The 7,303-nt window shown below is 58.0% G+C and carries 5 protein-coding genes; all 5 read right to left on the bottom strand.

Annotated elements, in window-relative coordinates; genetic code table 11:
- Window positions 1-283: 283 nt before the first annotated feature.
- On the bottom strand, window positions 284-721 hold the full coding sequence (locus tag G494_RS26070) for a tetratricopeptide repeat protein (RefSeq protein ID WP_084456620.1): 438 nt from the start codon (window positions 719-721) through the stop codon (window positions 284-286).
- A gap of 14 nt (window positions 722-735) precedes the next feature.
- Complete coding sequence (mrcB, locus tag G494_RS22725) at window positions 736-3,054, bottom strand: penicillin-binding protein 1B (protein ID WP_051305567.1); 2,319 nt, start codon at window positions 3,052-3,054, stop codon at window positions 736-738.
- A gap of 341 nt (window positions 3,055-3,395) precedes the next feature.
- Window positions 3,396-4,385, bottom strand: a complete 990-nt coding sequence (gene meaB, locus G494_RS0109365; RefSeq protein ID WP_028584324.1) for a methylmalonyl Co-A mutase-associated GTPase MeaB — start codon at window positions 4,383-4,385, stop codon at window positions 3,396-3,398.
- A gap of 85 nt (window positions 4,386-4,470) precedes the next feature.
- Entirely contained in the window at window positions 4,471-6,624 is a 2,154-nt protein-coding gene (gene scpA / locus G494_RS0109360; protein WP_028584323.1) for a methylmalonyl-CoA mutase, read from the bottom strand.
- A 164-nt stretch (window positions 6,625-6,788) separates the two neighbouring features.
- On the bottom strand, window positions 6,789-7,193 hold the full coding sequence (gene mce / locus G494_RS0109355) for a methylmalonyl-CoA epimerase (protein WP_028584322.1): 405 nt from the start codon (window positions 7,191-7,193) through the stop codon (window positions 6,789-6,791).
- Between the last annotated feature and the right edge of the window lie 110 nt (window positions 7,194-7,303).

Genomic DNA, 7,303 nt, shown 5'->3' with positions numbered 1-7,303 from the left:
CGGGTACGCTTTGTCATTTTCTACTCCTTTCTGGGCCTATTTCAGACCTCTATAGGTAGCAGATTTTCCACTTAAGGGCTTGTCCAGAATATTGGCGCCACCTCTCTCCCCTGGAATGCCAAGGCAGCAATCAGCAATACTTCGATCTAGGTGACGAGGTGCGGTTCTGCAGGCGCTTACAACGTTTTAGCAGCCGCCTGTCCGTGTCTGTCGGCTGAGCCGGAGCTTCCCGCCGGGAAACAAATTTTTAAAGCGTCCACAGGATCTCCCCCTGGTCACCAAATCACCGTTCTCCAAGCCTCCCCTCTGCCTGGACATACAAGGCACGACTCTCCGCAGCCAAGGCTGAGCCCTGATCAACCAACAACAGGGCCCGTTTACAGAATTCCATTGCCTGGGCATACTGCCTGGCTCCATACTTGGCCCGTGCCAGTTCGTACCAGAGGAGAGGATCATGGGGGGCGCTTCTCAATGCTCGCTCCAGAAGGGTGACCGCATAACCATAGCGCTGTTCTCCCATGGCTTTCCTGGATTTGGTCACCAGGCTGTTTCCCGGTCTGAGCAGTTCCTGCTGCGGCTGTGGAGTGGGGGAGGAGGGACCACCTTTTGGTGGTGGGTAGGCACATCCGGCACTGCAGAGGAGCCCGGCCAGGAGCAGGTGGGTGAGCCTGCGAACCCCGTTATTCCAGACAGGGAGAGAAGGAAGGCGTGGTAGGGACATCAGCTGGTCTCCGCTTATTGAAACAGATCAAGGATGGAATCGAGCGCTTCCCCGACATCGTTGAGGAACTGTTCGGGAACAGTGGGGGAGGCGTGGGGCTGGGGAGGATCGGGATCTCTTGAAGGAGCTGCACCGCTGTCTATGACGGGCAGCCGGATCTGGCTCTGTTGTTGAGGGCCTTTTCCGGGCAGCATCGGCGGTGAGACGCTCTGCCAGCTGATTCCAGGAGGAGGGGGCAGGGGGCGATCCTGGATCCCTTTGGCCTGCATTAATTCAGCCCAGACCGGCAGTGCTCCGCTCGCCCCGGTCAGGCCGGTGGAGCTGGCGTCATCGTTTCCCAGCCAGACCACTCCCAGGGTTGCGCCGTCATAGCCGGCAAACCAACTGTCACGGGTGTTGTTGGTGGTCCCGGTTTTACCGGCAAGGCTGGAATGTGGACCGAGGAGGTGCTGCAGCCCTTTTGCCGTGCCGCTGCGTACGGTCTGCTGGAGTCCAAACTGGAGAAGGTAGATCTGCTGGGCTGAGAAATTTTGGTTGATGGTCAGCGGATTGCGCTCAAGGGGCTGATCTCCCAGGTCGAGCACCCCTCGAATCACCCGTAGAGGGGTATGAAAGCCGGAGTCTGCTATGGTTTGGTAGAGTTGGCAGACCTCCAGAGGCGACATCTCCAGGCTGCCCAGGAGCAGCGAGGGAAAAGGCTCAAAGCTGCGATCCACCCCAAGCCGGCGAATATTGGCCACCACCCGCTCCACCCCAAGCTCCATCCCCAGGCGAACCGTAGCCAGATTCAGGGAGTGGGCCAGGGCCTGATACAGCATCACCCGGCCATGGGAGCGGTGATCATAGTTGGCAGGTCTCCAGGGTGGTTGTCCGGGAATGGGAACCGAGAGGGGCGTATCCTCCAGGATGCTGGCCAGTCCATATCCCTGCTCCAGGGCGGTCAGGTAGACGACCGGCTTCACCAGGGAGCCTATCTGCCGGATCCCGTCCAGGGCCCGGTTGAAATCACCCTTGGCAAGGTCCCTTCCACCCCCAAGGGCGATGATCTCTCCGCTGTTGCGACTGCTCACCACAAAGGCCCCTTCCAGTTTTTCCTTGCCAGAAGCCAGGGAGCCGATGGTTTGGGAAAAACGACGTGACAGCCTGGCCTGGAGGATCGGATCCAGGGTGGTAAAGATCTGCAGCCCCCGACTGCTCAGATCATGCTGGGTATAGCTGCTGGTCAGACGACGGAGGACCAGCTCGATAAAGGAGACAACATTAATGGCCTCCCTGTTTTTCTCGGCCCTGGGAAGGGGGTGTTCCCTGGCCAGGTGGCGTTCCTGGTCGGAGATCATGCCACTCTCGGCCAAGGCCTTGAGGACCACCTCCAACCTGGCCCTTGCCGCCTGGGGATGGCGAAGGGGGGTATAGTAGGAGGGCCCTTTGACCAGGCCGACCAGCATGGCCTGCTGGCCAAGGCTCAACTGGTCGAGCTCTTTCTGGAAATAAAAGAGGCTGGCCAGGGCAAAACCATGGATCGCCCGTCGTCCCTCCTGGCCCAGAAAGATCTCGTTGCAGTAGGCGGTAAGGATCTCCTCCTTGCTGAAGTGGCGTTCCAGGATGACGGCCATGACCATTTCGGTAAACTTTCGCCGCAGGGTCCGCTGGTGGGTGAGGAAGAGGTTCTTGACCAGCTGCTGGGTGATGGTGGAGCCACCTGCCACGGTTCGACCGGCCCGGAGATTACGGACCAGGGCCCTGAGGATACCCCGAGGGTCGATGCCATGGTGGGAATAGAAGCGACGGTCTTCGATGGTGAGGAGAATATCCCTAAAGCGGGGTGGTATGTCCTCTGGTTCCAGGAGCATCCGATCCTCGTTGTTGGTGGGGAGGACGCTGCCGATGGTCACCGGATCCAGACGGAGAAAATCAAGGGCTCTGCGCGAATCACGTTCCCTGATCCCTGTTATGGTTCCGTCCCGGAAGTCTATCCTGGCCGCAACTGCTGCCTGGGGGCCATCGAGAAAGGTGAATGGCCTGGTCTTAATAAAGAAGGTGCTGCCCAGCCGATGGAACTGCCCTGGTTGATCGATCCCGGCGCTGGGCTGATAACGGCCAAGGAGCAGTTCCGCCTCCAAGGTATGGGGAGTGATGCTCTTGCCGGGATAGAGTTCCAGGGGACGCGCATAGATTCTGGCCGGAATGGCCCAGCGCTGTTCCTGGAAGCGGCTGACAACCTTTTCCTCCAGTACCCTGAGCCTGGGCAGCAGAATCAGGGCAAAGACCAGCACAGCCGCCAGCAGGGTCGCAGCCGCGACTTTGAGGAGCAGTGATCTACGGGCTTTGGTCATGGCAGTACATAGGGTTAGGGGTGGTATCAGGGCAGGAGCCGGGTTAGCGCTTGGGGGCAGCAGATCCTGTTGCAGGGTCAGGGGGCATCAGGCGGAAGAGTTGAAGGGGTTTGCCTTGCCGATCCTTCAGGCGCCGCTGTACCAGGGGAAAGCGGACCTGGTTCGGGATCGGCCTCCCTGGATGTGGGGCAATGATACCCTGAAAAGGCGCCAAGGGGAAGGGGCTGCTTATGTTCCGGGCTCGTAAAAACGGGCTGGGGCCCCGTGAGAACGACGGGGGCTGTGATGGGGCAGGGAGAGGTGGAGAACCGTGGAGGTCATCCACCTTGGCTGTTGGCGATTTAGAAGAGGAGGTCGCTGCCCAGGATGGAGACCAGTTCGTCTGCTGCCCGGGTTGGAGCCTTCTTGCCTGTTTCCACGGAGTCTCGGATGCCGGGAAGGACGTCTTTGATTTTTTCATTGTTGTAAAACCAGGTCTCCAGGCCTTCCTTGACCAGAAACCACATCCAGGAGAGCGCCTGCTCCTTTCGTTTTTCGTCCAGTTCACCGGTGGCGGACATCACCTTTTTATGCTGGGTTATGGTTTCCCAGACCTCGTTGAGCCCCTTTTCCTCCAAGGCACTGCAGGTCATCACCGGAGGTGCCCAGTTGGGTGAGGAGGGTGTAACCAGGTGAAGGGCAGTTTCATACTGTTTTTTCGCAAGCTTAGCCCGGGTAATGTTGTCGCCGTCAGCCTTGTTGACCACGATGGCATCAGCCACTTCCAGGACGCCCTTTTTGATGCCCTGTAACTCATCGCCGGCACCGGAGATCTGCAGCACCAGAAAAAAGTCGACCATGGAGGCGACGGTGGTTTCCGACTGACCGACACCCACGGTCTCTACGATGATCACGTCAAAACCGGCTGCCTCGCAGAGCAGCATGGTTTCCCGGGTCTTGCGGGCAACACCGCCCAGGCTGCCGCCGGAGGGGGAGGGGCGGATAAAGGCCATATCATTGACCGCCAGGCGTTCCATTCTGGTCTTGTCTCCCAGGATGGAACCGCCGCTGCGGGTGCTGGAGGGGTCAATGGCCAGGACAGCCACCCGATAGCCCAGACCGGTCAGCATGGTCCCAAAGGACTCGATAAAGGTACTCTTTCCAGCGCCGGGTACACCTGTAATTCCCAGTCGAACCGCCTTGCCGGTATGGGGAAGCAGTTCGCTGATCACGTTTCTGGCTATATCCTGATGGGTCTGCAGGGTACTCTCTATCAGAGTAATGGTCCGAGCCAACAACAACCGATTGTGATCGAGAACACCTTGAATAAAGTAGCTGGGGTCTTTGTACATAGTGGTACTCTCTGGAAGATGGGATAAAGGACAGGCGGACAGAGGAACACCTCCGTCCGCCTGCATTATAGCCGTTGGACCGGGCCTACTTCAGGTACTGCTCTTCAAGGATATCCATGACCTTGCCTGCAGAGGTGGTGATCGGGGTACCTGGTCCGAAGACCGCCTTGGTACCGGCTTCGTAGAGGAAGTCATAGTCACTGGGCGGAATAACACCACCGGCAACCACGCCGATTTCACCGGCACCCTGCTCCTTGAGCTTGGCAATCAGCTCAGGTACCAGGGTCTTGTGACCGGCTGCCAGACTGGAGGCGCCGACGATGTGGACATCGTTCTCGATGGCCATCTTGGCTGCTTCATCCGGGGTCTGGAACATGGGGCTGATATCGACGTCAAAGCCGAGATCGGCAAAGGAGGAGGCAACAACCTTGATACCGCGGTCATGACCGTCCTGTCCCATCTTGGTGACCAGGATACGGGGCCGACGACCGGTTTTTTCCAGGAAGTTACCGGTGCGCTTGCGGAAGTCCTCGATGACCTGGGCGCTTTCGCTGTCAGCTTCGGCATACTCAGAGGAGTAGGCTCCGGATACACATTGGGTAGTGGCCACGTAACGACCAAATACTTTTTCCATGGCGTCAGAAATTTCTCCAACAGTGGCGCGTGCTTTGGCAGCGGCGATGGCGACTTCAAGCAGGTTTCCTTTGCCTTCAGCAGCTTTGGTAACAGCCTCAAGACAGGCCTGACATTCTGCCTCGTTCCTGGTCTTGCGGATCTCATTGATCCGGTCGATCTGCTCGGTACGAACGGTGTCGGGTACCTCGAGGATATCGAAGTCCAGTTTCTCGTCTTCCAGACGGTACTTGTTGACACCAACGATGACGTCGCTGCCCTGGTCGATCCGGGCCTGACGACGGGCGGCAGACTCTTCGATGCGCATCTTGGGCATACCGGACTCGATGGCCTTGGCCATGCCGCCGATCTCTTCGATCTCATCGATGATCTTCTGGGCCTCGTCAACGATCTGGTTGGTGAGGTACTCGATGTAGTAGGAACCGCCAAGGGGATCGGCCACCTTACAGACGTGGGACTCTTCCTGGATGATGATCTGGGTGTTCCGGGCGATACGGGCAGAGAAGTCGGTGGGCAGACAGACCGCCTCATCATAGGAGTTGGTGTGCAGGGACTGGGTACCGCCCAGGACTGCAGACATGGCTTCCATGGTGGTCCGGATAACGTTGTTGTAGGGATCCTGCTCGGTCAGACTCCAACCAGAGGTCTGGCAGTGGGTCCGCAGCATGGAAGACTTGGGGTTTTCCGGGTTGAACTGCTGCATCAAGCGGTGCCACAGGAAGCGGGCAGCGCGCAGCATGGCGATATCCATGAAGAAGTTCATGCCGATGCCGAAGAAGAACGACAGACGCGGGGCAAAGGTGTCCACAGACATGCCCGAGGCGATGGCGGCACGAACATACTCGACACCATCGGCCAGGGTAAAGGCGGTCTGGAGTACAGAATCAGCACCAGCTTCCATGATATGGTAACCGGAGATACTGATGGTGTTGTACTTGGGCATGTTCTGGGAGGCGAATTCCATGATGTCGGAGACGATCCGCATGGAAGGTGTCGGCGGGTAGATGTAGGTGTTCCGGGTCAGGTACTCTTTGAGGATATCATTCTGAATGGTACCCATGAGCTGCTCCTGCTTGACGCCGGACTCTTCGGCCGCAGCGATCCACATACCCAGGATCGGAATAACCGCGCCGTTCATGGTCATGGAGACAGACATCTTGTCCAGAGGGATGCCGTCAAAGAGGATCTTCATATCTTCGATGGAATCGATGGCAACACCGGCCTTACCGATGTCACCGGCAACCCGGGGGTTGTCGGAGTCATAACCGCGGTGGGTGGCCAGGTCAAAGGCCACGGACAGACCTTTCTGACCGGCTGCCAGGTTACGGCGATAGAACGCGTTGGACTCAGCAGCGGTGGAGAAACCGGCGTACTGACGGATGGTCCAGGGGCGACCGGCATACATGGTGGCCATGGGACCACGGGCATAGGGCGCCATACCAGGCATTGAACCGACGGTCTCCATGCCTTCGATATCGGCAGCGGTGTAGAGACACTTGACGTCGATACCTTCTGGGGTCTTCCAGGTCAGGGTGTCCGGAGACTTCCCTTTCATCTGCTTGGTTGCGACTTCAAGCCACTCATTATACTCTGGGGTGTTAGCCATGTCCTTACTCCTTCTTGTAAATGTGGGGATATCCCCGTTGATAATCCTACCTGTGATCCTCACCTGCCGGGGCGCCGATGTCGGACGGCGCCGCCGGTCAGGAAATTATCAATGGTTTTCACCTCAGCCGGATCGTTGCCGCGAGCCAGCAGATGGTGTTTGTCCTAGTCTCTCTGGCAGAGTTCCACCAGGATGCCGCCGGTGGCCTTGGGGTGCAGGAAGGCAATTTTGGCACCGCCGGCTCCGATTCTCGGGGTCTGGTCGATCAGCTTCACACCCTTTTCCTTGAGCTCGGCCAGGGCCTCTTCGATGTCAGCTACCCGGAAGGCCACGTGTTGGAAGCCGGCCCCCTTCTTTTCGATGAATTTGGCAACCGGTCCGTCGGGAGCGGTGGATTCCAGCAGCTCGACTTCACTCTCGCCAACCGGAAAAAAGGCGGTGGTGACCTTCTGCTCTTCAACGGTTTCAGAACCTTCCAGTTCCAGACCAAGAACGCCGGTCCAGAATTCCTTGCCACCGTCAATGCTTGGGACTGCGATACCGAGGTGATCAATTTTTTCGATTTTCATTCTATTCTCCTTCCTGTCAGAGATACAAAAAAAACATCTGCTTAGCCGGTTGGTGCCGAATGTTCGTTTCAGGTCAATACCAGACCTTGAAGGTTCTTTCCTGGCCCAGG

The organism is Desulfogranum mediterraneum DSM 13871, assembly GCF_000429965.1.
GTDB lineage: Bacteria > Desulfobacterota > Desulfobulbia > Desulfobulbales > Desulfobulbaceae > Desulfogranum > Desulfogranum mediterraneum.
This window is presented reverse-complemented; position numbering and strand designations above follow the sequence as displayed.